Below are 24,183 nucleotides of genomic sequence, written 5' to 3'. Positions count from 1 at the left end.
CGCGTCCTCGTGCAGACGAGTAGATTCCCAGAGCACACCAGAGGCGGTTGCCCGGCATACATCGGCCAGGCAGCCGCCCCCTGCATACCATTGCGCTCAGCTACACGATCCGTACGGTGCATTCGCACCTGAACTGTTCGGCAGAGCACGAACATTCGACGGCGTGGCCAAGACATCGCGAAGCCGCTCGATCTCCATCCGCTGGGCGGCGATCTGCGACAGAGCCCGCTCCCTGAAGTCAGCGAGCCCCTCGATCTGCGCGTCACTCGCGGCGAGGCGTTCCTTCAGTCCGGATACCTGTTCCTTGAGGCGCTCGATCTGTGCAGCCCGCGGGTCCGGAATCACGCCCGTTTCCCGAAGCTCGGTCAACCGGCGTTCGAACTCCTCCGCCAGGTGTTGGTAGGGGCCAGGCCGCGGCGAGCCGTCTCGGTTCTTCTTGGGATAGAAGCCGGTGCGGGCGACCCTGGCCTGGGTCGCGAGGGTTTTGATGTCGCACTTGCCGCCCGGGGGAACGTCACCGGCAAGGAGCCGTTCCATGACATGCCTGATGGCCGTCTCGTTGTTCCGCCGGGTCTCGTCGCTGATGCGGGCCACGTCATGCCCCCGTTCCGGAGAGGGCGTCGATCTCGGCCAGCACCCGTTCATCGCGGGCGAGTTCCGTACGCAGCCGGGTCTTCTCCGTCCGTTGTTCGCGTCCGATGGTGGCGATGAAGACCTTCTTGCTGTCGGCGCTGGCCGCCCAAACCGGGCGGTGCCCGGCATGGTGAGTGGCCTGGGGACACCGCGCTGAATCGCACATGCCGATCAAGGGCTCTGTCGCCCCACGGGCGTGGGTCCCTGCGAGCTTGAGACACAGCGCCTTGGACGGATCGAGGAACCAGCAGTAGTTCGCTGGCCCCAGGTGCAGGGCCTTGGCCCGCTTGGCGAGCAGGTTCGTCACCTCCTGGTCGCTGCGCTTGATGTTCGGCGCCCCGGAGGAATCCAGCTGTTCGTCGACGAACGCGAAGAAGTCCAGGAGGTCGCTGGCGCCAGGCCCCGCAGGCCGGATACCGTTCCGGTAGTCGTGGAATGCGTCCAGGGCGACGCGCATCTTGTGCTCTCGCTCCTCTTGGCCGAACTCGGCCATCAGCACCGACTGGGCCCCACCGGGGCGGTCCGCATAGCCCTCGGTGGTGACCACGGAAATGTGCTTGAGATGGATCTTGGCGGCCAGCAGACCACCGGGTCGGTGCGCCATTTCCACCGCGAGGGTTCTCCGTAGCATCCTCAGACTGACCGGCACCTCGGGGATCGGCGCCAGCCCAAGTCGACGGCCGTCTGAGCCATTGACCCAGGTCAGGAACCATTCGTACGGAGTGAAGAAGGAGAGCGACTTGAACAGGTGACCGTCGCTCTTCACCGGGTCAGCGAGGGAGGCGGCTACGCCGGCGGTGTCGTGCGCCTGCTTGATGGTCACCCACTGATCGTGTTCACCACCCAGCTTCCGGCCCTTAATGACCTTGCCCTTCAGGCGGTACCGGACGCGGCCCTCGCCGAGCTGCTCGGGAGGCAGGCGGCAGCCGTCGGTCAGCTCAGCCAGTTCACTCTTCCGCATGCCGGTCAGTGCGGCGAGCGCAGAAGTGCTGCTCCCCGCACCCGCGGGGATGGTCCCTCAAGCTGGGCGTCAGTGAGCTTGTGCAGCAGCTGCTCCCCGCACCCGCGGGGATGGTCCCGGTCGGCGCCGTACCGGGTGACGGTACGGGTGCTGCTCCCCGCATCTCCCCCGTCACCGTCGACTCGTCGACCTCGCTCTCGCCCTCCTCGACAACCCCGTCCGCGGCGATCTTCGCCCCTGGGCGGACGAGCAGCAGGTCCCCGACGGCCACGTCGGAGGTGGCGACGTCGACCGCTTCCCCGTCCCGCAGGACGAGCGCCCGGGGCGGGGCAAGGTCCAGCAGTGCGCGGCCCCAGTACAGGTCATGTCAGCCGTACAGTCTGCCGCGCACGGAGCTCACACCGGAGTGGGCCGGGTTGCCGTTGGAGGCCTGCACCGACACGTCTACCAGTGGGTGGGCGCCGAGGTCGATCTGCGGAGGAATCGGAAGCGTGGCGGTACCGTCCGCACGGAGGGTGCCCAGCGGGACGAGCCGGGAGTGGCTTTGGTCCATGAGCCACACCTCGTAGTAGCCGTCCGTCGGCGGCAGCCGTGCCACGGTGACCTCGACCTCGCGATCGGTGGCAGACACGCGCACCAGGCGAACCGTCCCGGCGGCTCCAGGAACACCGAGAGGGGCGAGGCGGCTCACCGGGCCGGCCACGCTCGGCGGTCCGGCCGTGAGTCGTGCGGTGGCGAGGGCGCCGAACATCGTGGCGGCGGCAAGCGCAGTGGTTGGGAGGATCAGGGCGGATCGTCGCGCCCAGGCGCGGTCGCGCGAGGGGCGCTTGTCCGGAACGGTTGTGGGGCCGCCGCTTCCTGCCGGGGGTCGCAGGTGGGCACCCAGGTGCAGTTCTGACGCGATCGAACGCCACACACCGTCGGGCGGAGCGGTCAGGAGATCTTCGGTCGAGACGTCGCGCGCGGCGCGGACCACTTCCAGCAGTCGACCGAGCTCACGAGAGCAGTCGAGGCAACGGTCCACATGGTCGTGCCGGCGCAGGCTCGGGCCGGCACCGGTGCCGAGAGCGAGGTCGGTGAATTCATCAGTGCCCAGATGATCCACTGTGTTCCGCCTCCCTCGCGCCGGTTGGCTGCGGGATCGCCCGCGTGTGAAAGGGAAGCTCCGGGGGGTACACCTGAGCGGGCACGCTTCGGCCCGAGGCGACGCCGACCGGTTCGCCCTCCGTCATGGTCACCTCCACACGCCACCCGGGCATGGGCCGCAGCCCGGCGCCGGAAGAGAGCGTGCAGGGCTGCTTCGACGCGGCCCGGTAACGGCACGAGGAGCAGCCGCAACGCTGTCGGCGTCGGCCGTTCTCGGCTCTGTCCCGGGGAGTCACGGCGCCGCCCGTCGCCACCGGCTGCACAGGGCCCGGTGACGGGGCGGGGGTGGTGCGGGCGACGGCAGGGAAGGGGAAGTTCACGGCTCGCTCCCATCGAAGAGCTCACTTCCTGTGAGTGAGTGCAGCCGGTTGTTCCCCTGGTGGGTCACTCAGAGATGCAGGCCCCGACCGCTCATTTCGATGCAGCAACGGCGCAGATTGCAGCCCTGCATCGTTTCGAAGGACTGTCGTGGCATCTCTGTACATCGACCCAGGAGCCAACGATGGCCACTGCTCGGCCCGACACTCACCTGAGCGCCGACACAGAGCGCACGCGGTGGTGCGACTCCGACACGCTCCGGATGTCGGATCCGTCTCCGCAGCAAGCGGAGACGGGCACGGACGCCGACCTTGCCCATCGCTTCCGCGCCGGGGACGAGCAAGCATTGGCTCTGGCATACCAGCGGTGGGGTGCCCTGGTCTACACGCTCGCTCGGCGTTCCCTGAACGACGTCCGGGACGCCGAGGATGTGACCCAGCAGGTCTTCATGGCCGCCTGGCGGGGACGTGCCGGGTACCGGCAGGACCGGGCCCCTCTGGCCGCCTGGCTCGTCGGCATCACGCGCCACGCCATCGCGGACGCGCACGCGGCGCGGACCCGCCGAGCCGACATCGAGAACATGTCGGCGGCCCAGCAGGAGGAGGCGGTCCGGCACTGGGGCTTCGACGAGAGCGAGGCCGCCGTCAACCGCGTCCTCGTCCTGCAGAAATTCGAACGTCTGACTCCGGTGCAACGGCGTCTGCTGGGAATGGCCGTGTACGGCGACATGACCCAGGTGCAGATCTCCGAGCACACGGGGCTGCCGCTGGGTACGGTCAAGAGCCACATCCGCAGGGCCTTGCACTCGCTGCGCCGCGTGATGGATCCCCCCACTCCATCTGATGGTGCCCCCGCAACGTCATGCCCTCTCTGATCCTCTCGGATCGGGCGGTAGAAATGTCGGGCCCCGCGTCGGCAGCGCCCGGCGCAGCGCCTGGTGGCGGCTGCAAACCGCCGATCGCTTCCTCGCGCGTCCGGTCGTGACGCATCCGCAGCCCGCCCGAACGGAGAACACATCGGTGTGGCACGTGCACTGCGGCGGTGGAGGCGGAGATGGACGGGAACGGGGATCGCGGCTCCGGGGCCGGCGTGACGACCGGGGGCCTCGCGCGGAAGCTCGGCATCTCCCCCACCACGTTGCGTTCCTGGGATCGCCGCTACGGATTGGGACCTGCGACGAGGGTCGAAGGACGTCACCGGCGATGGACGGCACGGGATGTCGCGATGGTCCAGGAAATGTGCCGCCTGACGGCGGAAGGCGTGCCCCCGGCCGAGGCGGCGCGCGCCGCCAAGAATCATGCCAGCGAGGTCCGCTCGGGACATGCCACGGCGGTCGTCGCACCCTTCGATCGGACGCCGGTCGAGCCGTCGACCGGTACGGACGATCCGCAGGGAGAGGACCTGACACCGGAGGACTCACGCCGACGCGGCCGGGGGCTCGCTCGAGCAGCGGTGCGCATGGACGCCGAAGCCGTCCACGAGCAGATCATGGGCTGCATCGAAGCGTACGGCCTGATCGCCGCGTGGGACGAAGTGCTGATGCCGACCCTGCGGTACGTGGGGCGGAAATGGGAGTCGTCCGACGACCGGTACGTGGAAGTGGAACACATGCTGTCCTGGCACATCTCCGCAGCCCTTCGATACGCCTACGCAGGCTCTATGGCTCGCCGCAAGCCGGCGGACGGACGCCCTGCCCTCCTGGCGTGTCTGCCCGGCGAACAACACACCCTTCCCCTGGAGGCGCTCACCGCCGCGCTGAGGGATCGCGGTCAACGTGTCCTGATGCTGGGCGGGTCAGTGCCGGTCGAAGCCCTGGAAGCCACCGTGCACCGAGTCGCCCCGGCGGCAGTCGCCCTGTGGTCGCAATCCCGGAACACCGCCGACCTTCCCATGGCACGTCATCTCGCGTCACAGCGCTGGGGGATCCACGGCGCGCGCACCCGTAGCCACGTTCTGCTGTGCGGCCCGGGATGGGGGCTGCGTCCCGACCCGGAACTGCTGAGGCCGCACGGCCTGGGGGACGCTGTGAGGATCATGGTCTCCGCCAATCGTCCCGTCGACGAAGGAACATCCGACGGAGTGGAGCGGGCGCCGGGATCCGCGCACACCGAAGCCGCCCATGCATCCGAACGCGGCACCAAGAGCGAAGAAATCGTTGCATGACATCCTATATACGGTTTTTGCGCTCGTATGCAGGCGGCGGCTCGGCGGCCCCTCCGGACGACCGGGCGGGCCGTCAACCTCGTCGGGCACCGGGCACCGGGCACCTGGCACCGGGTGCCGGGTGCCGGGTGCCGGGTTCGCCCGGAGCCCACGACTGGCGGCAACCGTCATCAGCCGCCCTGGCTTCTCTCCCCGGTAGCCGCCAGGTACTCGACTCTCAGGGCCTCCGCCATCTCGGCCACGGAGTAGCGCTCCGTCACCGTGCCTCGCGCCGCCTGCCCCATGCGGCGGCGGCGCTCCTCCGGAACGGAGGCCAGCCTGTGCAGGCCACGTGCCAGGTCGGCGGCGGAACCTGTGTCCAGCAGGATGCCGTTGACCCCGTCCTGCAGATAGTGGGGCACTCCCCCGCGGCGGGGCCCCGCCGCGGGCAGTCCCGCCTCCATCGCCTCCAGCACCGCGATCCCGAACTCCTCCTTGGCACTGGGGCACACGTACCAGGCCGGTACGCCATTGGCCGTGTCGGCCAGGGCTCGCTCGAGGCGTCGGATGCGGTCGTTCGGCATCGCGGGGACCAGCGCCAAGCGGCGTGCCGCTGCTTCCCGGCCGGCGAGCAGGGGGCCGAACGTGGCGCGCATGCGCTGCTCGTGCAAGGTCGGGCGGTCTCTGCTGCCGCCGACCACGACCAGCGTGCTCGTGCGCCACAGTTCCGTGGCGAGCCACGTGCGCACGAGCAGGTCCTGTTGCTTGACCGGGTGCAGCCGCCCCACACACAGCAGCAGGGGAAGCGCCCTGTCGTCCGGCGACAGCGCATCGGAACGGCCGCCGTCGGCGAACAGTTCTTCCAGCATCGCCTGCCGCAGAGAGGTCTCGCGCTCGGCCGGGATGTAGGGTGCGATCCCCTCGGGCGGGGCAGCCGGCCCCGTGGGACCGTATCGCGTGCCGAGGGAGGGAAAGTAGCGGAGCAGGTCCCGGGTTCCGGGGCGTCCCGGGATGCCGACGACAGCGTCGGCACGGTCCACCAGACGGTCGGCGCAGAAGACCCGGTGGAGATCGTCGCGGAGCACTTCCGCTCGCTCCGCGTCGTCCGGTCCGGCCTCGGCATGCTTGCGCGCCAAGTTGCGGTGGGGATCAGGGGTCGCGGTGAAGAAGAGCCGTGCTCCGGTCCGGTCCGCCGCGCGCGCGAGCGCCAGGCTGCCGTCGTCGCCGTATCGCACGTGCACGAGATCGACAGGGCGGGGCATGGCGCCCAGAAGACGGGTGGCCCACCAGGCGAGGGCAGCCCGGTGGGCCGGCCATTCGTCCGGCTGGGGTGACGCCGCGGCGTCGACCGGAAGGCGCAGCACCCAATGGCCCGGACGGCGCTCGCGCAGCAGGAGGGGGTCGCGTTCGAGTCCTTCGTGCCCCGACGTCACCACCGTCAGCACGCAACCGATGCCGGGGCTCAGGGCCAGGCGGTCACCCAGTCCGCCCAGCAGCACGGACAGTCCGCCGCTCGACCCGTGGCCCGGTGCATCCAGTTCGCCCTGGAGCATGCTCTGCGCGACGACGATGCCGGTTGCCGGCCACCCTTCCTGCCCAGCGAGGACCTGCGGCTGGAGGAGCAGCCTCTCATAGGGGTCGGCCGCCGCCCCGGTGCCCGGCAGGTGTGTGATGCCGTCGGGAAGCTGGTGCAGGTAACGCCACACGGCATGCCGAACGCCTCGGTCATGGCATGAGGCATGGTGCGCCGCCTCGGCGGCGGACAGCGGACGCAGGCCGACCGATTCCGCGCAGTCCAGCAGGAAGGCCGTACGCGCGGCATCCGGCGCACCTCGCAGCAACATGTGGCGCAGCGTTTCCTCGGCGTACTGCTCGCCGTGGCGGCGTACTGTTTCGGGCCACATCTCGGTCAGGACCGCGGCGAGTCTGGGCCCGTCATGGCTGTGGGCCAGCAGCGCCTCGGGGGTGAGCGGAACGGCGAGGCGGCACGCCCGGCGCAGCGACGCGACGGCGGTGTCCTCGCGGCTGAGCGCGTCGGCCTTCCCCGACGGCACCGAACAGGGGCGGACACCGTACTCGGCCTCCAGCAGAACCGTCAGGTCGCCGCTGAAGGGCACGCCTGCAGCAGTCCCCCGTACGTCCGCGCCCGCACCCCGGAAAAAGCCGCTTCTCGCTGCGACGAGCGGGTCCATATCGTCCCGGGGCGGCGGCGCCACCGCGGTGTCCCACGGCTGCGCTGAAGGATCAAACACGTGGTCTCCTTGGTGAGAAACGTACGACGCAGCGGGTTTCTCCCGGTCGACCGCACTCGGATGCACTCGGTCACACGGCATTCCGCACGGGGTGGCGGGGGTCTGGTCCCCCGACGCGCGCATCCGAGCGTCCCCATCGGGCCGAAGACAGATGTATGCCTCGCGTCGTGATCATCAGCCCCCCGTTCTCCTCCCATGCCGGCCCCATGGCGGTGCTCGCGTCGGCACTGCGGGATCGCGGCACGGAAGTGCACTTCGCATGTTCGGAGGCCTTCGAGGATCTGGCGGTCCGCGCAGGCGTCCGTTTCGTGCCCCTGACCGTGACGCGCAATGCGAACACCGGCGTGGCCGAAACGACGGAGCAGGAATCGGCGGAGACCGCCCGGCTGGCCGAGTTCCTCGAGGCCACACGCTTCGGGGCGGTACCCGCACTGACGGTTCAGGCCCGTCACCGCCGTGCCGACATGCTGGCCGACCCGGACACCGTATTCGAGAGCCTGCGCGCCCTCGACGAGCGCTGGCGCCCGGACTGGTACGTGGTGGACCAGCTCAGTTATGCGGTGACCCTCGCCCTGTACTGCCTCCGGGTGCGCTTCGCATCGTTCTGCCCTGGGCACCCGACCTACGTTCCGGCAGGGCCCGGCAGCTGGTTCGGCGTCCCCTACGACTGGCCCGCCGCCCTGCGGCCCGACCCGCGTCGGCTGGCCGGCCTGACTGCTGTTGCGCGCGAAAACGACCGGGCCTTCACAGCTCTGTTCGAGGCGTTCGCCCGCGACCGGGCGCCGCACGCGCCCCACCCGGGCCGGGCGTTCGCCCTGACCTCACCCCACGCCGTCCTGTACTCGTATCCGCAACTGTCTTGGCTACCGGTCCCGCCTGAGGGACCTGAGCGTGTGTACGCGGGTCACATGGTCGGCCTGACCCAGCCGCTGGACGGCGAGTGGCCAGGGCGATTGCGGCGGCTGCGCGGCACGGCGGACAGGGTCGTCCTCATCGCGCTCGGCACCTTCCTGTCCGCCCGCGACGATGTGTTGCGCGCCGTCGTGTCGGGGGCGTTGGGCAGTACCAGCAGGACGGCCGTGATCGTCGCCGCGGGGGGACGAACGGCCGCTCTCGCCGACCTGGCCGGTGACCGCGTCGTCGTCGCGCCGTCAGTTCCGCAACAGGCCCTGCTTCCGCACGTGGACGCCATGGTCCACCACGGGGGTGCCAACTCCTTCACCGAATGCCTCCATTCCGGAGTCCCGGCGCTGGTCCTTCCCTTCTCCAGCGATCAGTTCGCCGTGGCACGCGACGTCGAACGCGCCGGTGTGGGGCTCGCACGGGATCCGAACGCGCTGGCACCCGGCGACGTTCCGGCCGTACTGGACACCCTGTACGAGACCGTCGGTCCCAGCATGAAGCGGTGGTCACGAGGACCGGGCGAAGGTGGGCCGGACTACGCCGCCGCCCGGCTGCTGGGGGCGATGAGCCGGTCCGGACCTGCGAGGTGAACCCATCGCTCGGGAAACGGGTCGGCGGCAGCGGCCAGTAGGAACACGAGCCTGCACAGACGGCACGCATCGCCGGCAGCGGATCGAGGCAGAACGTCGGGAAGCCACGCCGTGGCGGCCGAGCGCCTCTCGGGCGGTCCGCGCCGACTCCGGGATCGCCCGGGCAGCTTTGGCGGCGGCGCCCGGCCCGAGGTGCCGGGCGCGGCTGCGCGGTGTCCTGCCCCTCCGTGCCCGCCCGTACCGCCGCCCGGCCGTGCCTCAGCGACCGGCCCAGGCGGCCGCCTTGCGCAGTACGGCGGCACGGCCCCGGTCCGGCACCGTCCACAGGGTCTGCCCACGCAGACCCCGGCGTTCGAGCAGAGCGTTCGCGGCTGGAAGCCGGTCGTGGCCGCCCGTTCCATCAGTGCGACCGGAAGGTCGGTGCGCACGGCGTCGCCCGCAACCACCAGGCAGGGATCGGAGGTACGGATGGTGGGGCGGTCCGCGTAGTCACCCACCGGGAACAACGGGCAGTCCTCGCGCCATTCGTGGCGGACGTCGACCACCGTCGCGGCGCGGGTCTCCGGGTACACACGGTGCAGCTGTTCCTCGAGTTGCCGCTCCTCTGCGGTGCGCTGCGCGCGCGGGTCGACGGCGTAGGCGTGCAGTTCCACGACGGATCCCCCGGTGCGTGCCGCCCAGATGGCCGCCTCGTCCTCCCAGCGGTCCAGCACACTGATGTCGTCGAGGCCTCCGAAACCGCTGGTTCCGAGGAATCCGGGCCGGTCGGGGGCGACGGGCCGATCGAGCCAGAGCCTGGTGACCAGGAAGGGCGGGGCATTGCGCAGCCGCGCCACGCGCTCCCGCCAGGCTGAATCGCCCAGCCGCTCCGAGCGGGCGACCAGGGACCGCAGGCCGATGGCGTCCAGGGCGAGGACCACGGCGTCGTGTCGGCGCTCTTCGCGGTCTCCGGCCACCTCGAACCCTCCGCCGCGGGCGGGCGCGACGTGCTCGACCGTGCTCCCGGTGCGCACCTCGGCATGCGGGTGACCCGTCATCCCGTAGCACTTCAATGCGCACGGCCCGCGACGATACGGGCTGGTCCGCGGGCCAGCGAGCTGGGCCACCAGCCACGCGGGCCGATGTCGATCACCAGTGCCGGTACGAGGAGGGACCGTACGACGAGGGTGTCGAGGAGGACGCCGAAGGCGACGATGAAGGCGATCTGGATGAGGAAGGCGAGGGGGATGATCATGAGCGCGGCGAACGTGGCGGCCAGTACCACGCCGGCTGAGGTGATGACGCCGCCGGTGGTGGTCAGGCCGCGGAGCACGCCCTGGCGGACGCCGTGGGTGAAGGACTCCTCGCGGACGCGTGACATCAGGAAGATGTTGTAGTCGACGCCGAGCGCGACGAGGAAGACGAAGCCGTAGAGGGGGACGGAGGCGTCGGTGCCGCTGAAGCCGAGCAGGTGCTCGAAGACGAGTGTGGACACACCCAGGGTGGCCAGGAAGTTCAGGGCGACGGTGGCCACGAGCAGTACGGGGATGAGGAGGGAGCGCAGGAGCATCACCAGGATGAGGAGGATGATGCCGAGGACGACGGGGACGATCACCTCTCGGTCGCGGGCCGCGGTCTGCTGGGTGTCGTACTGCTGGGCGGTGTAGCCGCCGACGATCGCGTCGGCGTCCTGTACGGCGTGCAGGCGTGTGCGCAGTGCGGCGACCGTGTTCTTCGCGGCGTCGCTGTCGGCGGCGTCCTCGAGGGTGGCGTCGATGCGGATGCGGCCGTCGACGACGAGCGGCTCGGCGGTGCCGGGACGTCCCGATGCCGTTACGGGTGCGGCCGTGGCCACCCCGTCCGTCGCCCGGGCCGCGGCTTGCACCTCGGACGTCTTCGCGGCGTTGGCGATGATCACTGTGGGCTGGCCGGATCCACCGGGAAAGTGCCGGCCGAGGGTCTCTTGCGCGGCGACCGAGGGGGCGTCGTTGACGAAGATCTCGTCCAGGGGCACGCCCTTGGACGACAGAGCTGGGGAGAAGGCGGCCAGGAGGCACAGGAGCAGGGCTGTCGATGCCCAGACGCGGCGTGGTGCCCTGTCGATGATGGCCGCGACGCGGCGCCATACGGAGTGGCCCTCCGCCGTGGTGTCAGCGGGCTTGGGCGTGGCGGGCCAGAACGCGGTGCGGCCGAGCAGGGCCAGAACGGCGGGGAGGAAGGTGAGGGTGCTGAGCACGGAAGCGGCGATGCCGATCGCGCCGACTGGGCCCAGGGCTCTGTTGTTGGTGAGGTCGCTCGCGAGCAGGGCGAGCAGGCCCAGGGCCACGGTGGCGGCGCTGGCGGTGATCGCTCCTGCCGAGCGTCGGACGGCGGCGAGCGCCGAGGCCGTCCGGTCCCCTCGGGCGGCGAGTTCCTCGCGGAAGCGCGCGGCCAGCAGGAGCGCGTAGTCGGTGGCCGCGCCGATGACCAGGATGGACAGAATGCCCTGGACCTGGCCGTCCACACGGACGGCGCCGCGGTCCGCCAGGGCGTAGACGGCGGCGCAGGCGAGGCCCAGGGCGAAGACCGCACTGATGATGATGATCAGTGGAAGCAGCAGGCTGCGGTAGACCAGAAGCAGGATCAGCAGCACGGCTCCGAGCGCCACGCCCAGCAGCAGGCCGTCGATTCCTGAGAAGGCGTCCGCGAGGTCGGCCTGCGTTGCCGCGGGTCCGGCGATCTGCGCCTTGAGGGCAGGGACGGAGTCGGCCGCGTCGCGTACCTGCTGCATATCGGCCGGTAGCCCGTCGCCGAGGTCCGGGACGAGCGCCACCACGGCCTGCAGAGCCTGGCCGTCCTGTGAGGGCTGGGCCGGTGACGGCTGTCCGCTGATCCCTTGCTTCCCGGCCAGGCCCGCGACGGCACGGGTGGCCTCCTGCCGCTGGGCATCGGTGACCGCACCCCCGTCGCGGGCCTGCCAGACGACGATCGCGGGCACCGAATCGGACTTCTCGAAGGACTTGCGTGCCTTGAGGACCATGGTGGACTCGGCGCTCTGGGGGAGGAAGGCCGCCTGGTCGTTCGTGGCGACTTCACCGAGCTTGCCGGCGTAAGGACCGAGTGTTCCACCCACGCCCAGCCACACCACCAGCAGGGCGAGCGGTACGAGCCGGCGGATCCAGCGCGATGTGCCCGTCATATACAGGCTCCCTGATCTCTCAATGGATGAGTATCTCAACGATTGAGAGATCATATGCTGTGTAGATGCTCAGCGACGACAGCCCCCCTGGACTTCCGTACGACGACCCCATCGGGTTGCAGTCGTTCGCTGTCCTGCTGCGCGCGATGAACGCGGAGTTCAACCGGATCGCCCAGGAGTTCGCCCATGCACAGGGTCTGCACCTGACCGACGTGCAGGCGCTGATCGCAGTGCTGGACGCCGAGCGTGACGAGGACGCGGGGCCCCTCACTCCAGGCCGGCTGGCGGCCCACATGAACCTGACCACGGGGGCGGTGACCGCGTGCCTGGACCGGCTGGAGAAGGCCGGCCACATTCGCAGGGTCAGAGCGGCGTCCGACAGACGCGTGGTCCACATCCACTACGCCCAGGTCGGCCGCGAAGCCGCACGCGAGTACTTCCGGCCGCTCGCCAGGTCCACCGATGCCGCGCGTGCCCGCTTCAGCCCGGCCGAACTGCACGTCGTCGTTCGGTTCCTGAGCGAGATGAACGAGCAGCTCGCCCGCGTGCGCCGCTGAGTGGCCGTTTGGTCGGCGGGCACAGCATGGACAGCCCTCCTGTGAGGGCAGCTCGCGCCGACCAGGGTGGCCCGCGGGCTGCTGCGGCGGAAGAACAGCCGCCTCCATCCCGCGTTGAGCGCCAGGCGCACGCCGAACACGATGGCCGGGGCGGCTCGCTCCCCCGAGTACGGCCCGGCGCGTGGCCGGCCGCGAAGGCGATCGAGGCGTACCGGTGTCCACACCGGTGCGAACGCTCACGCCGGCGGCCGCCGGGCGGGCTCGGGGTCCGCGTGACGGAGCGGTGGCGGCCCCTCAGTACAGCCCCATGCGGCGGGCGGTGTCCTCCCCGTGCCGCATCCGCTGGTGAGCGTCTTCACCGAGAGCGGTGAGCACACCGGCTACGACCGTCTCGATGACGGCGAGGGTGGGGACCAGGCTGTCGTACGGGGAGGGGGCCGCGACCTGGCTGGGCAGGACTACCTCGGCGTGGGTGGAAGCGGGCGAGAGCCACATGTCCGTGAAGAGGATGACCTTTCCGCCTTGTGCCTGCACGAGTTCGGCCATCGCGACCTTGTCCTGCTCGTAGCGCCGGTAGTCGAAGACGACAAGGACGTCACGTCTGTGGAGAGCTGCGAATACGGCGGTGCGTTCGACGTCGCGGTCGGGCAGAAATCGCACGTCGTCGCGTAGTTGCATGAGGTGCAGGCCGAGGTACTGGGCGAACAGGTTGGTGAAGCGTCCTCCGGCCAGGGTGATGCGGCGTTTGCTGTCGGACAACAGTCTGATGGCGTGCTCGAGGTCGTGCGGGGGCAGTTCGGCGAGGGTCTGCGCCACGGCACCGCTGAAGACGTTGCTGCCCCGTTGGAGGAGGGAGAGGTCCTCCTCCGCTCCGCCCTTGCTGCGACCGTAGTCGGTGGCCTCGTACAGCGAGAGAGGGGAAGCGTTGCGCTCGTCGAGTTCGGTTCGCAGCGCGGCCTGGAAGTCGGGAAACCCTCTGTACCCGAGCCGGTTGACGAAGCGCAGGACGGTAGGGGTGCTGACGGCTGCCCGCTCTGCGAGCACGGCCATGGTCTCGAAGCCCGCTGAGGGATAGCCGGCGAGCAGCACGCGCGCGACCTTGCGTTCGGCGGGGCTGACGTCGCCCAGCTTGTGGCGGATCTCGTCGGCGAGCGTGCCAGGGGCCATGCGCGGGTCTTCTTTCGGGGCTGGGGGCGGAAGGGGAAGTGGCGGGTCGAGCCTACTGCCGCTGATCGGGGGGACAGGGCCGGCCGGATCGGTTGGCCGGCCCTGTCCCCCGGGTGTGCTCGGGGCAGAGTCACTCCGGCGCGACGGCTATGCGCAGGCCAGTGACGGTGTGCGCGGTGGCGCCGTCGTTGGTCCATGCGGCGAATCCGGGTTGCTTGCTGAGGGTGACGGTGAAGCGGGGGCCGCATTCGAAGGTGCTGGCGGTCGCGGTGCGCGGGGCTCTGGTGGCCGCGAGGGCTCGCACGGTGCCCAGGAAGGAGTACGGGACGGCTGCGGGGTTGGCCGCTGAAGCGAAGACGTCGGGGTTGGCGGGGACGGGTGAGGCGGCAGTCGGGGTCAGGGGGTGCTTGTCGGGGGCGGGCAGGACGCGCCAGCGGTTCGGGTCGTAACGGTCTCCGTCCGTCAGATAGCTGTAGCCCGCTCCGGCCAGGGACCAGGCTCCGGAGGACGCCGTTCGGGTCCGGGCTCGGCGCAGGTCGAGGACTGCGACGCCGCGTGGGCCCAGAACGCGCACTCGCTCGTGCGGCGTACGGGGAGCATCGACGACGAGGGCGGTGTTCTCCTCCAGTGCGTACACGCGGTCGTGTCCGGTGTCGGCGGCGAGGCGCAGGGCCCTGCCTTCGCGGCCGTAGGCGCCGGTGTGGGTGTCGATGAGTCCGGAGCGCAGGAAGCCGAACCCGCCGGCGGGCAGGTAGCCGAGCCGGCTCGGGTCCTCGAAGTAGCCGGGGCTGCTGCCGTCGCGCAGGCTCTCGTAGGAGTCGCCTCCCGTGACCATGTCGGCTCCGGCGGCGATCTGCGCTCCGGCACTGGAGCCGGATACGACCGCGCCGGCCGCGAGCTTGGCACGGATCGCGGCGAGTACCTTGGAGTCGGTGTGGGCGGAGCCGTGGAGCAGGGTGGTGACGTAGCGGTACTGGTCGCCGCCGCCGAAGAAGAATCCGGTCATGGAATTGACCTGCCTGACGACCTCGTCGGAGTCGGCGTTGGCGATGTGGTCGAGGTCGACGGGGATCCACTGGGCATCGGCGGCGCCGTGCCGTTCGAACAGGGATGCGTAGTAGGCGCCGTTGCACTGCGAGTTGCTGCACTTGTCCGGATCGGCGGCCTGCGGGTCCTGGCTGGCGGGTACCGAGGAGGCCGTGATCACCCCGATCTTCGCGAAGGCCCCGCCGGCCCTTTTGATGATCTCGCCGTAGACCTGGGTGTTGTCCGCTTTCAGTCCGCCGCCGACGAGGACGAGGGAGCCCCTGTCGCCCGCAGGGTGGGTGGTGTCGGCACCGGCGGACGGAGCGAGGGCGAGGGTGAGCAGGAGAGCGGCTCCGCCCGCGAGGGTGGTGCGGCGGGCTCCGGTCGGGACGCGCAAGTGGTGCCTCCTGTGGATGGGGGTAGGTGGTGGCCGGGACCGCGGCGGCGGGCGCCCGCCGCTGTCCCGGCGCGGGCCGGCAGCTGCGTGGTGCTGCACCGGGCTGCCGGGGCCGGGGCCCCGTACCGGGCCCCGTCGTGATCGGACCGGTACGGGACGGAAGGGGGCGTCAGCCGGTGCGGCTGTCGCCGAGTTCGGCGACGAGGGAGGCGAGGAGCGCGACGCGTACGGGGACGGTGGAGGTGTCCAGCCATTCCTCGGGGGTGTGGTCGGCGCCGCCGACCGGGCCGAGCCCGTCGAGGGTGGGCACTCCGAGGCCCGCGATGAAGTTGGCGTCCCCGACGCCGCCCGTCGCAGCACCGCCGAGCGGAAGGCCGAGGTCCGCGGCGATTTTCCTTACCCGGTCGAACATGCGGCGTGAGGCGGGGGTGTCCTCCATGGGCGGGCACAGGTCCAGCTGCTCCACCGTGGCGGTGGTTCCGGGTACGGCGGTCCGTGCGGCGGCTGCTTCGATCGCGGATCTGGCTGCCCCGATGCCGGCGGCCGTGGCCGAGCGTACCTCGACCCGCAGCTCGGCCGCCGGGCAGACGATGTTCGCTCGGGTGCCCGCGCGGACGACGCCGACGTTTATGGTGACGTCGTCCCAGTGGCCGTTGAGTGCTTGGAGGGCGACGACCAGGTGGGCGGCGGCCAGGGCGGCGTTCGCCCCGCGCTCCGGCTCGATGCCGGCATGGGCGGCCCGGCCGGTGACCGTCACACGGAACTCTGCGACGCCCTTGCGGGCGATGACCACGTCGCCGTTCTCGCGCGCGCACTCCAGGGCGAGGGCGAAGTGGGCCCCGCATGCCGCCGCCTCGGTCGCCGCGCGGCTGGCGGGTGAGCCGATCTCCTCATCCGGGGTGGCGAGGAAGACGAGTTCGGCGTACTGCCGCCATCCGGTCTCGTGAAGGATGCGCAGGGCGGTGAGCCCCGCGAGCAGGCCGCCCTTGTCGTCGCTGACTCCTGGCCCTCGCGCCGTGCGGCCGTGGAGTGCGAAGGGCCGCTCGGCGGCGGTGCCGTCCTCGAACACGGTGTCCAGGTGGGCGACGAGCAGGACGCGCCGGCCGCCCTCGGCGACGGGCAGGTCGCCTCGACTGCGGGCGACGAGCACGTCGCCGACCGGGTGGCCGTGGGTGGGCGCCGGAGCGATGCGATCAACGTCGAATCCGAGCTCCAGCAGCCGTTCCTGGGTCCAGTCGGCCATCCGATTGACGCCTTCTGGACTGTAGGAGCCGGAGTCGATGGCGACCAGGTGGGCCAGGTCGGTGAGGTAGCCCTCCAGGCGCGCCTCTGCGTACGGGAGCAGTCCGGTGGTGCGCAGCCGCTCCGGCGAGGGGGCGCTCACAGGACCTTGGAGAGGAACGCGCGGGTTCGCTCGTGCCTGGGCTCGACGAGGACGTGGCGGGGTTCGCCGGCTTCGACGACGACGCCGTCGTCCATGAAGACGGCGGTGTCCGCCACCTCGCGGGCGAAGCCGATCTCGTGAGTCACCACGACCATCGTCATGCCGTCGACTGCGAGCCGGCGCATCACGTCCAGCACGTCCCCAACGAGCTCGGGATCGAGGGCGGAGGTGGGTTCGTCGAAGAGCATGAGCTTGGGCTTCATCGCGAGGGCGCGGGCGATGGCGACGCGTTGCTGCTGTCCGCCGGAGAGCTGCGCCGGGTAGTGGCCGGCCCGGTCGCCCAGGCCCACCCGTTCCAGTAGTTCGTGGGCGTCCTCCTTGGCCTGCGTCTTGGGGAGTCCACGGACATTGAGCGGGGCTTCCATGACGTTCTCGAGGGCGGTCATGTGGGGGAAGAGGTTGAACCGCTGGAAGACCATGCCGATGTCGCGGCGCCTTGCGGCGACTTCCTTCTCCCGCAGTTCGTGCAGTCTGGGGCCGCTCTGGCGGTAGCCGACCAGGTCACCGTCGACCGCGAGTCTCCCGCCGTCGACCCGGTCGAGGTGGTTGATGCAGCGCAGGAAGGTGGATTTGCCCGAGCCGGAGGGCCCCAGCAGACAGCACACCTGGCCGCGTTCAACTGTCAGGTCGATTCCCTTGAGGACTTCGAGCTTCCCGAAGTTCTTGCGTACCCCTTGGGCGTGGACCATGGGGAGGACGTTCACCGGAGGGCCTCCTTGGTGTTCTTCTTCGTACGAACGGGTCGGCTGAGCGCTCCGGCGAGCATGCGGCGCAGGGGGGAGGCGTGGCCGCTGCGGCCTGTGCCGCGGCCGTAGCGGCGCTCGAGCCACGCCTGCGGAATGCTGAGCAGGGTCACCAGTGCGAGGTACCAGAGGCTGGCGACGACGAGCATGGGGATGACCTGGTAGTTCTGGGCGTACACGGCCTGGATGTTGGACATCAGGTCGTGTGCCGAGATGATCGACACCAGGGCGGTCATCTTGAGCATGTTGATCGTCTCGTTGCCCATCGGCGGGATGATCACTCGCATCGCCTGGGGGAGCACGATCCGTCGCATCGTCAGGGCCGGTCGCATACCGAGGGAGTGGGCTGCCTCGGTCTGGCCGGTGTCCACCGACTGGATGCCGGCGCGGACGATCTCGGAAGCGTAGGCGGCCTCGTTGAGCCCGAGGGCCAGCAGTGCGGCAACGGCCGGGGTGAGCAGGGAGTTCGTTTCGATCTGGACGAAGGTGATGTCGGTGAAGGGGATACCGATCATCACGTATTTGTAGAGGGCTGCGGCGTACCCCCAGAAGATGATCTGCACCAGCAGAGGAGTGCCCCGGAAGAACCAGACGAAGAGGGAGGACATCCCGTACAGCACGGGATTGCTCGACAGGCGCATCACCGCGATCAGCGTGCCGAGGGCGAGCCCGAGGGCCATCGACGCCGCGGTGAGCCACAGGGTGGTGACCAGGCCGGAGAAGATCAGGTCGGCGAAGAGGAAATGGCCGATGATCTCCCAGTGGAGATTGCCGTTCTTCGCCAGCGATCCGGCTACGCCCATCAGGGCGGCGATCGCCGCGATGGCCGCGATCCAGCGGCCGTAGTGGCGCAGTGGAACGATGGTGAGCTGTTCGGCCGCGGTGCGGTCGATGTCGGCGGGAGCCGTGGTGGTGGTCATCTCTAGTCCACCGCCGCGTTCTTGGTGGCTTCCTGGACGGCGATGGATGCGACACCGTACTTGTCGAAGATCTTGGTGACGGTTCCGTCGTCGATCAGGGCCTGCAGCGCCTTCTGGATCGCGTCACTGAGCTGGGGCAGTTTCTTGGACACCGCGATCCCGTTCGGCGAAGCGCCGTAGCCGCCCGCGGCGGCCGGGTCGTCGACCACTTCGAATGCCCTTCCGCCGTCGGCGGTCTTGGCCGTCCAGCCGGCGGCGGGCTTCGTCTGCACCTGAGCGACGACCTTGTCGGAGCGCAGGGCCAGCTGGGCGTCGGAATCCTTGGGGAAGGTCTGGATATCGATCTCGGCCCTGCCTGCCGCCCTGCACTTGGCCTGGTGCTCCTGGAGCAGGTCCAGCTGGTTGGTCGCCGCCTGCACCGCCGTCTTCCTGCCGCACAGGTCGTCCAGGGTCGTGATCTTCTCCGGGTTGCCCTTGACGACCATGATTCCGGAGCCGGAGACGGAGTAGTCCACGAAGTCGACGACCGCCTGGCGCTCCTTGTTGTCAGTCATCGCCGACATCGCCGCGTCGAACTTTCCGGCCTGGATGGCCGGCACGATGCCGTCGAACTTCTGCGGCGTGAAGGTGAACTTCACACCCAGCTTCGCGCCCAGCGCCTGACCCAGGTCGTAGTCGAGGCCGGTCAGTTCGGGCTTCCCTTCGGCCACGAACATCTCGAAGGGCGCGTACGGCACATCGGTGGCCACCCGCACCACACCCGACTTCCTGATCTCCTCGGGCAGGGCGTCGTGGAGCGCCGCGTCCTTGGCGATGGTTACCCCGGCGATCGTGGCCGCGGCGGGCGACACACCGGCACCGTCAGAACCGTCGTCCCCGCATGCCGCGAGTGTCATCAGGATGGCCGCGGACAGAGCGGTGGCCGTCGCCACGCGACGGGGGGACGGGGTTGGCATCACAAGTAGCCCTCTCGGAAGACCGGGCGGCGACGACTGTGTGCGTCACCGTCTGACATGCGAGGAAATTACATGGACCGCATGTTGTTGGCTAGATGTAACTCATGTTTCATGATGGTAACGGGCCCCACTCCCCTGCGGGCGGGTCACCTCCAGGGCCCTCATCTGCCCAATCAACGCAGCATCCGTTCCGCCCGGCCGACCACTGCGTTACATCTATCGCGTTTGGCGATCGACCTGTACTTTCCGTTGCTGCAAGCCGCAGTGTCTGCTTCGCCGTTTCACTGCGGTACCCCTCACTGCACACGGAGGACCCATGAGTCCGCACCCTCGCCACAGCTCCCCCGCATTCCCCGCACACCGCACCGTCGCGTGCCTCGCAGCCGCCCTCGCGGTCATCGCCGCCGGCATCACCCAGGCCGATCAAGCCGAGGCCGCCGCCAGCCGGATCCGCCTCGGCAGCTCCGCGGACGTCGGCCGCACCACCTGGTCGGGCCCCGCCTTCACCATGAACGGGTCCGGTGGCATCGTCTCCGCCTCCATGGCCAAGGCCATGGACGCAGTCCGCGGTGGAACCGGCTCACTCGACGTGGTGGTGCTTGCGGCATCGAGTCCGGGATCCGGCAGCAGGACACCCGAGTGCGATGCGGTCATGGGCCTGGGCGGAATCAACTCCTGCACCACATGGACGCTCGCCAAGGCGAGCGACGGCAACAACGCACAGGCCAACGCCGACATCCGCAACGCGGAGTTCGTCTACTTCGCCGGCGGCGACCAGTGCAAGTACGCGGCCTGGAAATCCACCGCACTTCGCGCCTCGGTCCAGTCGGTCGTCGCCAAGGGCGGCGGCTCCGGCGGAGGCAGCGCAGGTCACCACATCAACAGCTCCGTCGTGTACGACGCCTGCCAGGGGAGCATCACCTCCAGCGAGGCTCTGGCCAACCCCTACGACTCCTACGCGACGTTCACCACGGGCATGTTCGACTGGCCGCACTACGGCGGCACCATCAACGACTCCCACTTCGTCACACGCGACCGCATGGGCCGCACCATGGCCTTCGTCGCGCGCGCCCTCAAGGACGGTCTCACCCCGGGCGGAAAGGCCTGGGGAGTGGGTGTCGAAGAGGGAGGCTCGCTCTTCGTGGACAAGGACGGCCTCGCTACCCTCTACGGCGCCGACGCCTACGTCGTCCTCGGCGACCACCAGCCTGAAAAAGCGGTCTCGGGACAGCCCCTCACCTTCTCCGACTACAAGATCTGGCGCCTCTCCTCCGGCCGGACCTTTGACTTCAAGAACCGCCCCACCTGCGGCTACTACCTCAAGAGCGTCACCAACGGTGTCGCGGACAGCAACCTCTACAGCGGCACACCCGTCACCAGCTGCTGAACCCGGAGACCACGGGCACGACGCAGTGCGCCGGGCTGGTGCACTGCGTCGCCGTCGCACAGGGATCGACCGCGGCCGCTCCATCCGGTCGGGGCGCCGACCACCGCGGCCGAACGCCGGGTCGGGGCGGATTCGGGCCGGGTTCGGGCCGGGCTGTTTGCCGTGCCGACGGAGGAGATGCGGCGTATTCGGCGAAGCCGCAGGTGCGCGGCATGAGCGCCGGCCGCCGGCGCCGCTCGCCAGGCAGCGAGCACGGACAGCGCCGGAATCAGGACGCGGCCGGTACCGATGAGCCAGCACCGCCCGGCGCGAGGGAAGGAAACACACTGCACATTCAGTGCAAGAGGCCCGGCCTCTCCGTCCGCGCCCATTCTTGAGAGCGCCCGAGTCATGACACTCAGCACCCCCACGAAGGAGGTCGGCATGATCGTCAAGAAGCTGCACGATGCCGGGGTAAGGAGCGAACATGCCTACATGGCAGCCGCGGCATCCATCGCTCTCTCCCTCGCGACCTGGTCTGCTTCAACCAGTCGCGAGGACCTTGAGCGGGCAGACAGGTGGAGGATTTTCGTCGAAGAGTAGGCTCCCACCTTCTGTCGATTCCACACTGAGTGACATCGCTTGGTTCGTAGTCGTTGGATTCGCGATGTCGGGTTCCTGCTGGCCGGCTTCAGGCTGGGCCAGAAGGTTCGGGATGAGGAGCCACCGCCGCCGACTCGCGAAAGCCAGCCGCATCTGCCCGAGACGGGCGCGGTCCACGAGGTGCGTGAAGAACGCGACCTGGTGGAGCTGCCTCCTGGCGGCCTACGGCCTCACGAGATGCGAGGGTACGGAAACTTTGGGTCCACAACCTCCGCTCATCCCGAGGAAATAGGGAAGGAACGCGAGTCCGGGTGCCAGGACTTGAGTGGGCCTCATCCCCATGTACAGCCCGGAGCTCCTCCCGGCCACGGACGTGGAGCGCACGCTTGATCCGGTCAGCGGCGCCGGGGCGGGGTGCCAGGCGCCGCCCCGGCCGGCTCGCCCGGGCCCTCATCCGGCAGCACGGCGGACACCCCTGTCACATCCGGTCGAGTTGCGAAAGCCGAGTTGCGCGCGGGCGTAGGCTCTCAGGATGCGGATAGGCGAACTTGCCAAGCGCACGGGCGTAAGTCCGCGCTCACTGCGCTATTACGAGGACCAGAGGCTGCTGACCAGCTCACGCTCCGACGCGGGGCAGCGTCACTATTCCGATGCTGCGGTTCAACGTGTGTCGCTCATACGGCAGTTGTTCGACGCGGGTATGTCCAGCCGGGTGATCGCGAGCGTGCTGCCGTGCGTGGACGTCCCGGGTGACCTCGGCGTCGCTGAGGAGACGTTCGCGGCGATGATGCGCGAGCGCGACCGGATCAACACCGACATCGCGCATCTGATCGAGACCCGGGACGCACTCGACACGCTGATCCGGGCCAACAGCCGGCACCGGACGGAGCTGTCCACGAACCCGGATCCGGTGATGCAGTCCACCTGATGCTGTGATCTGCGTCTCAACCGGTTGCCCCTGACATCAGTGTCAGAGGTGAGGATGGCGGCAGCACCCGGAATCACCGGGTCGGTCGTACGAGAGGCGGCAGAGGATGGGGCAGGCATGGGGTTTCGGCAGGTATGGCGGGCCCGAGGTGCAGGAGTTCTTCGATCGTCCCGATCCCGTCCCCGGTCGCGGTGAGGTGCTGATTCGGGTCGCCGTCGCCGGCGTGAATCCCCTCGATCACCTTCTGCGCTCAGGTCTGGTCGACGGACTCGACGGCGGACGTGCGTTTCCCCGCGTACTGGGCATGGAGGCAGCCGGAACCGTTCTCGCCCTGGGCGAGGACGTCAACGGGCTCGAGGTGGGTGACGCCGTATTCGGCTTCGCACTCACTGGTGGTGGCACCTACGCCGAGACGACGGTGCTGTCCGCGCAGAACACCGCACGCATCCCGGACGGTCTGTCCGCGACCGTGGCGGCAACGCTGCCAGTGGCCGGGACGACCGCGGTGGACGTGCTCAACCAGCTCGGGCTGCCGGCTGGTGCCACGGTCCTGGTCAACGGGGTCGGGGGCGGGGTCGGCCTCGCCATCGCCCAACTGGCGATCGGCCGCGAGCTGCGTGTCACGGGCATAGGGAGTACTGCCAAGCGCGAGCACGCCGAGGGCATCGGGGTACAGTTCATCGACTACACCGCCGAGGGCGTCGCCGCCGCGGCACGCGAGCTGGTTCCGGGCGGCTTCGACGGGATCGTCGACCTGGTCGGAGGCACCTCGCTGCGGACGGTCGCTCCGCTGGCCCGAAATCCCCTCGACGTCATCGCTGTGGGTGATACCTCTGTGACCGTTCTCGGTGGGCGTTTCGTCCAGCGCCACGTCGACCGCGAGAACCTGGAGCAGTCGGCCCGGCTGGCTCTCGCCGGAGTCCTCGCACCCGTGATCACCGCAGTCCATCCGCTCTCCGAAGCCCCGGCAGCCCTCGCCACCGTCGAGGACGGTCACACCTCGGGCAAGGTCGTCATCAAGAGTCCCTCTGCGGAGGGCATCACCAGCCCCAGATGCGCGCTATGAAGAAGGCTGCTACCAGGCACGCCCCCGTGATGATGAGGGCGACGAATACGCCGGGGTGCTCCCAGGGCCCTCCGTCTGCGCGCTCGATGTGGGCCGACGCTGTCGAGCCTTCCGCGGGGGGCGTCTCTCCGGGCGGGACTTTGGGCGTGGACATGTTTGTCTCCAGGTGAGATCGAGTTTTGTCGGTCCTAGCGGTCCTTGACGGCTCTCTTCCCCGTTTCGGCAGCCACGGGCAGGTCTGATGCACGGTCGAGGTGGCTGACCATCTCGTCAACGAGTGCGGCAATTTCGCGGGCCGGGTCCGCGGCTCGCGCAAGGGACGGCGGACGGCCGGCGATGGCCCGCCCGGCGAAACCGGTAGCCATGTGGGGCAGCCGCGCGTCGATGACGGCGACCTGTCGCCTGCGAACCTCGCGGGCCATGACTCCCAACCAGCAGGAGAGCGCCGCCTTCGCCGCTGCGTAGTCGGCAGTACCTGTCAGGGGACCATCGACAATCGCGCCGGTTACGGCGGCCAGGACGCCACCGGCGCCGACGGTTGACGCGGCGCCCCGCAGCACTGCCATGGGGCACAGGGCGTTCACGGTCATCAGATGCTCAGCGACAGCGTTGGGTACTGCCGCTGCGTGGCCGAATCCGGCCACGCCGACCGTGACGAGCACCCCGTCGAGTGTCCCGAGCGAGGAGGCCGCCCACGGTGCGGCAGCGGCACAGTCGTCAAGGTCGTAGGCGTCGATGTGTCGGGCCGGGCAGCCGGTGCGCTCTGCGAGTGCGGCCAACCGGCCCTGGTCTCGGCCACAGAGTGCGACCTCGGCACCGCGCCCGATGAGATCGTCGACGGCGAGTGTGCCCAGCTCGCCGGTGGCTCCTACCACCAGCACCCGCGGTACGTTGATGCTGTTCAACAC

The 24,183-nt window shown here is 69.6% G+C and carries 23 protein-coding genes and 1 pseudogene; 9 read left to right on the top strand and 15 right to left on the bottom strand.

The features are described 5' to 3' along the window. Nucleotides 1-96 precede the first annotated feature (96 nt). Genes IG86_RS0108180 through IG86_RS40975 form a run of 4 tightly spaced genes read right to left on the bottom strand, consistent with a single transcriptional unit; the run spans nucleotide 97 to nucleotide 2,699 of the window. The gene (locus IG86_RS0108180; RefSeq protein ID WP_030817663.1) at nucleotides 97-594 is read right to left on the bottom strand and encodes a hypothetical protein; all 498 of its coding nucleotides are present in this window, start codon (nucleotides 592-594) and stop codon (nucleotides 97-99) included. Between the two features lies 1 nt (nucleotide 595). Then, the gene (locus IG86_RS0108175) at nucleotides 596-1,594 is read right to left on the bottom strand and encodes a hypothetical protein (RefSeq protein WP_244305812.1); all 999 of its coding nucleotides are present in this window, start codon (nucleotides 1,592-1,594) and stop codon (nucleotides 596-598) included. Then, nucleotides 1,581-1,934, bottom strand: coding sequence for a P-type ATPase actuator domain-containing protein (locus IG86_RS45300; protein ID WP_338116731.1), 354 nt, complete (start codon nucleotides 1,932-1,934; stop codon nucleotides 1,581-1,583). Before IG86_RS45300 ends, IG86_RS0108175 begins: the two co-directional genes overlap by 14 nt. 27 nt (nucleotides 1,935-1,961) lie before the next feature. After that, nucleotides 1,962-2,699, bottom strand: a complete 738-nt coding sequence (locus IG86_RS40975) for an anti-sigma factor (RefSeq protein ID WP_078905841.1) — start codon at nucleotides 2,697-2,699, stop codon at nucleotides 1,962-1,964. A 705-nt stretch (nucleotides 2,700-3,404) separates the two neighbouring features. On the opposite strand from IG86_RS40975, the gene IG86_RS0108160 reads away from it, so the two are divergent. Beyond that, entirely contained in the window at nucleotides 3,405-3,932 is a 528-nt protein-coding gene (locus IG86_RS0108160) for an RNA polymerase sigma factor (RefSeq protein ID WP_244305810.1), read from the top strand. A 179-nt stretch (nucleotides 3,933-4,111) separates the two neighbouring features. Beyond that, nucleotides 4,112-5,221: a MerR family transcriptional regulator gene (locus IG86_RS0108155; RefSeq protein WP_078905850.1), complete on the top strand. Its 1,110-nt coding sequence runs from the start codon at nucleotides 4,112-4,114 to the stop codon at nucleotides 5,219-5,221. Nucleotides 5,222-5,391: 170 nt separating this feature from the next. Here IG86_RS0108155 and IG86_RS0108150 read toward each other — a convergent pair whose 3' ends face one another. Then, nucleotides 5,392-7,452: a glycosyltransferase family 4 protein gene (locus tag IG86_RS0108150; protein ID WP_157854789.1), complete on the bottom strand. Its 2,061-nt coding sequence runs from the start codon at nucleotides 7,450-7,452 to the stop codon at nucleotides 5,392-5,394. Between the two features lie 167 nt (nucleotides 7,453-7,619). On the opposite strand from IG86_RS0108150, the gene IG86_RS0108145 reads away from it, so the two are divergent. Then, entirely contained in the window at nucleotides 7,620-8,945 is a 1,326-nt protein-coding gene (locus IG86_RS0108145) for a glycosyltransferase (protein ID WP_244305808.1), read from the top strand. 258 nt (nucleotides 8,946-9,203) lie between these two features. Here the strand turns inward: IG86_RS0108145 and IG86_RS44210 are convergent. Beyond that, nucleotides 9,204-9,964 (bottom strand): annotated as a pseudogene (locus tag IG86_RS44210) (FAD-dependent oxidoreductase); the annotation flags it as partial. Between the two features lie 29 nt (nucleotides 9,965-9,993). Next, nucleotides 9,994-12,102, bottom strand: coding sequence for an MMPL family transporter (locus IG86_RS43895; RefSeq protein WP_030895905.1), 2,109 nt, complete (start codon nucleotides 12,100-12,102; stop codon nucleotides 9,994-9,996). A gap of 65 nt (nucleotides 12,103-12,167) precedes the next feature. Here IG86_RS43895 and IG86_RS0108130 point away from each other — a divergent pair, with 65 nt between their 5' ends. After that, entirely contained in the window at nucleotides 12,168-12,659 is a 492-nt protein-coding gene (locus IG86_RS0108130; protein ID WP_030895903.1) for a MarR family winged helix-turn-helix transcriptional regulator, read from the top strand. Nucleotides 12,660-12,953: 294 nt separating this feature from the next. Here the strand turns inward: IG86_RS0108130 and IG86_RS0108125 are convergent, their stop codons facing one another. The 6 genes from IG86_RS0108125 to IG86_RS0108100 form a co-directional block, all read right to left on the bottom strand. Further along, entirely contained in the window at nucleotides 12,954-13,826 is an 873-nt protein-coding gene (locus IG86_RS0108125; RefSeq protein WP_030817681.1) for a MurR/RpiR family transcriptional regulator, read from the bottom strand. 130 nt (nucleotides 13,827-13,956) lie between these two features. Beyond that, nucleotides 13,957-15,249 carry a cyanophycinase gene (locus IG86_RS0108120; RefSeq protein ID WP_030895901.1) on the bottom strand — a complete coding sequence of 431 codons (1,293 nt, stop codon included), beginning with the start codon at nucleotides 15,247-15,249 and terminating at the stop codon, nucleotides 13,957-13,959. Nucleotides 15,250-15,418: 169 nt separating this feature from the next. Then, nucleotides 15,419-16,633 (bottom strand): M20/M25/M40 family metallo-hydrolase, encoded by a 1,215-nt coding sequence (locus IG86_RS0108115; protein ID WP_030895899.1) that lies wholly within the window; start codon nucleotides 16,631-16,633, stop codon nucleotides 15,419-15,421. Continuing rightward, complete coding sequence (locus IG86_RS0108110; RefSeq protein ID WP_030895897.1) at nucleotides 16,630-17,382, bottom strand: amino acid ABC transporter ATP-binding protein; 753 nt, start codon at nucleotides 17,380-17,382, stop codon at nucleotides 16,630-16,632. The genes IG86_RS0108115 and IG86_RS0108110 overlap by 4 nt, the downstream gene beginning before the upstream one ends. A gap of 11 nt (nucleotides 17,383-17,393) precedes the next feature. After that, complete coding sequence (locus tag IG86_RS0108105; RefSeq protein ID WP_030817689.1) at nucleotides 17,394-18,356, bottom strand: amino acid ABC transporter permease; 963 nt, start codon at nucleotides 18,354-18,356, stop codon at nucleotides 17,394-17,396. Nucleotides 18,357-18,358: 2 nt separating this feature from the next. Then, the gene (locus IG86_RS0108100) at nucleotides 18,359-19,207 is read right to left on the bottom strand and encodes an ABC transporter substrate-binding protein (protein ID WP_234316167.1); all 849 of its coding nucleotides are present in this window, start codon (nucleotides 19,205-19,207) and stop codon (nucleotides 18,359-18,361) included. Nucleotides 19,208-19,628: 421 nt separating this feature from the next. Here IG86_RS0108100 and IG86_RS0108095 point away from each other — a divergent pair, with 421 nt between their 5' ends. The 5 genes from IG86_RS0108095 (at nucleotide 19,629) to IG86_RS0108080 (ending at nucleotide 23,275) form a co-directional block, all read left to right on the top strand. Further along, complete coding sequence (locus IG86_RS0108095) at nucleotides 19,629-20,699, top strand: hypothetical protein (RefSeq protein ID WP_208864247.1); 1,071 nt, start codon at nucleotides 19,629-19,631, stop codon at nucleotides 20,697-20,699. A gap of 423 nt (nucleotides 20,700-21,122) precedes the next feature. After that, complete coding sequence (locus IG86_RS43525) at nucleotides 21,123-21,281, top strand: hypothetical protein (RefSeq protein WP_167751138.1); 159 nt, start codon at nucleotides 21,123-21,125, stop codon at nucleotides 21,279-21,281. Between the two features lie 39 nt (nucleotides 21,282-21,320). After that, nucleotides 21,321-21,671, top strand: coding sequence for a DUF6479 family protein (locus IG86_RS44205; RefSeq protein ID WP_244305806.1), 351 nt, complete (start codon nucleotides 21,321-21,323; stop codon nucleotides 21,669-21,671). Nucleotides 21,672-21,813: 142 nt separating this feature from the next. Beyond that, nucleotides 21,814-22,209 (top strand): MerR family transcriptional regulator, encoded by a 396-nt coding sequence (locus IG86_RS0108085; RefSeq protein WP_030895892.1) that lies wholly within the window; start codon nucleotides 21,814-21,816, stop codon nucleotides 22,207-22,209. A gap of 148 nt (nucleotides 22,210-22,357) precedes the next feature. Then, nucleotides 22,358-23,275, top strand: a complete 918-nt coding sequence (locus IG86_RS0108080) for an NADP-dependent oxidoreductase (protein WP_045936910.1) — start codon at nucleotides 22,358-22,360, stop codon at nucleotides 23,273-23,275. On the opposite strand, the gene IG86_RS44200 is transcribed toward IG86_RS0108080, so the two are convergent. Then, on the bottom strand, nucleotides 23,250-23,429 hold the full coding sequence (locus IG86_RS44200) for a DUF6480 family protein (RefSeq protein ID WP_078658672.1): 180 nt from the start codon (nucleotides 23,427-23,429) through the stop codon (nucleotides 23,250-23,252). The two genes, IG86_RS0108080 and IG86_RS44200, sit on opposite strands and share 26 nt — an antisense overlap. A 34-nt stretch (nucleotides 23,430-23,463) precedes the next feature. Beyond that, nucleotides 23,464-24,180, bottom strand: a complete 717-nt coding sequence (locus IG86_RS0108075; protein WP_234316168.1) for an SDR family NAD(P)-dependent oxidoreductase — start codon at nucleotides 24,178-24,180, stop codon at nucleotides 23,464-23,466. Between the last annotated feature and the right edge of the window lie 3 nt (nucleotides 24,181-24,183).

Origin of the sequence: Streptomyces virginiae (assembly GCF_000720455.1) — a bacterium.
GTDB classification, from domain to species: Bacteria; Actinomycetota; Actinomycetes; order Streptomycetales; family Streptomycetaceae; genus Streptomyces; species Streptomyces virginiae.
This window is presented reverse-complemented; position numbering and strand designations above follow the sequence as displayed.